1 protein-coding gene and 1 pseudogene are annotated in these 2,021 nt (G+C 65.0%); both read right to left on the bottom strand.

Features of this window, described 5'->3' with window-relative positions:
- The coding region (locus ACXJL8_RS39680) for a HAMP domain-containing protein (protein ID WP_456686882.1) at positions 1–1,481 on the bottom strand (1,481 nt) is incomplete at its 3' end.
- Positions 1,482–1,773: 292 nt separating this feature from the next.
- Positions 1,774–2,021, bottom strand: a pseudogene (locus tag ACXJL8_RS39675) (methyl-accepting chemotaxis protein); the annotation flags it as partial.

Here is a 2,021-nt window from a genome sequence, read left to right as displayed (position 1 = left end):
TCCTTGGCCTGCCCGACGGCGGCCTCCGCGATGCGGCTGGAGTCGCGGACCTGGCGGCCGATCTCCTCGACCGAGGCCGAGAGCTCTTCGGTCGCAGTCGCGACCGACTGCATGTTGGATGAGGCCTGCTCTGAGACGCCAGCGACCTGGCTCGACAGGCTCTGCGTGGTCTCCGCGGTACGGGTCAGCGTCGAGGCCGCCGATTCGAGTTGCACGGCGGAGGCCGAGACGTTGGAGACGATGGCGCCGACCGCGCTTTCGAAATCGTCGGCAAACCGGATCAGCTCGGAGCGGCGGGCAGTAGCCTGCTCCTTGTTCTGGGCTTCGCTGGCGGCGGCATCGCGCTCGGCTTTCGCCACCGCCTGAACCTTGAACTCCTCGACCGCGCCGGCCATCTCGCCGATCTCGTCCTTGCGGCCAAGGCCCGGCAGCACCACGTCGAAATTGCCCGAGGCGAGCTCGCGCATCGCCTTGCACATCGCAATCATCGGACGCGAGATGCCGTTACCGAGCATCAGGGCCAGCACGGCGCCGATGGCAAGGCCACCCAGCGCCATCATCAGCATCAGCCGCTCGGTCTCCCCGATCGTCGCATTGGCGCTCGCCTCGATGCGCTGCTGGTCGGCGGTCAGGTCCGATCGCAGTTCGCTCGAGAGCTTCACGATCGAGGCGGCCGTCTTGGTCATCTCGCCATTCAGCTTGACGATGACCTTCACGTTCTCGGACAGCTTGGAAAACGAGGTGCGGTACTGCTTCAGCAGGTTGCCGATCTCGGTGACGCGATCGGTGATCTTCTGGTCGTTGGCATAGATCGAGACCAGCAGGGTCTCCAGGAATTTGATGCGAGCGATCACGCCATCGGCGGTCTTCGGCTCCGGCTTGGCGACGAAGGCGCTGACCGAGGTCGAGACCGCGAGATATTGCGAGGTGACGTCCTTGGCCGTGGTCTGAACCGAATTCAGGCCCGCCAGTGCCGCGGTGTCGGCGAGGTCGTCGAACTTGAAACGGATCTTGTTGCCGACACTGTTGAGCTCATCGGCCGCGATCTTGTTGTTCTCGCGCGTCAGGGTGATGATCTCACCGAACACTTTCGTGAAGCGCTGGAAGTCGGCCTCGAGCCTGCCGACCTGCTCGCGGCGCGCCGCGCCGGTCGTGGCGGACAAGGATTTGGCGATCGCAGCTCTTAGATTCTCCTCGGCCACCTTGGCTGCGGTCTCATCGTCCGCCGCGCCGGTCAGGGTGTAGGCCCGCGCCAGCCCCTGATAGGCGATCAACTCGCGATCGACGGTCCGCGCCAGATCGGCTTCCGACACGCTGGTGCGGTAGGAGGCCACGGCGCCCGCGATTCGCTCGAAGCCGAAATAGGCGAAAGCCATGCTGACGGCGAGGATGGCAAGCACCGCCACGAAGCCGAGGATGATTTTTGCGCGAAAACGCAAGGTGAGCAGCTTCGATGTGTTCGGCTTGGATTTGACGGACATTCCCCACCCCATTCCATTCGCGGAAAACCAGGCGCAGCCCGGAAGCAGCCCGCTTCCTGACCCTTCGGCACGGTACGGGGCAAAGGATAAGCAGCGGTAAATTTGCGGCATCGCAACTTGCGGTTCGGTGACGCGGGGTTGTCCGTCGTCCCGGCGAAGGCCAGGACCCATAACCACAGGGAGTAGTTGGGCGACGATTCGGAGTTACCAGTTCGCGCCACGACTCCTCCCTGGGGTAATGGGTCCTGGCTTTCGCCAGGACGACAGGGAGAGTGGTGCGGCGACCGAGCGCTTACGCTGCCCTGATATTCGCCATGAAGCGGTCGAGCTCGGCGCGCAGGCGGGTGCTCTCGGACGACAGCGTCTTGGCCGAGTTCAGCACCTCTTCCGAGGCCGAGCCGGTCTCGGCGGCGCCGCGGTTGACCTGGCCGATGTCGGTGGCGGCGGTCTGAGTGCCCTGCGCGACGGTCTGGACGCTGCGGGCGATCTCCTGGGTGGCGGCACCCTGCTGCTCCACCGCGCTCGCGATGGAGGTCGAGA

The organism is Bradyrhizobium sp. P5_C11_2 (assembly GCF_054049755.1).
The sequence above is the reverse complement of the archived record's forward strand: the minus strand, read 5'-3'. Positions and strand labels throughout refer to the sequence as shown.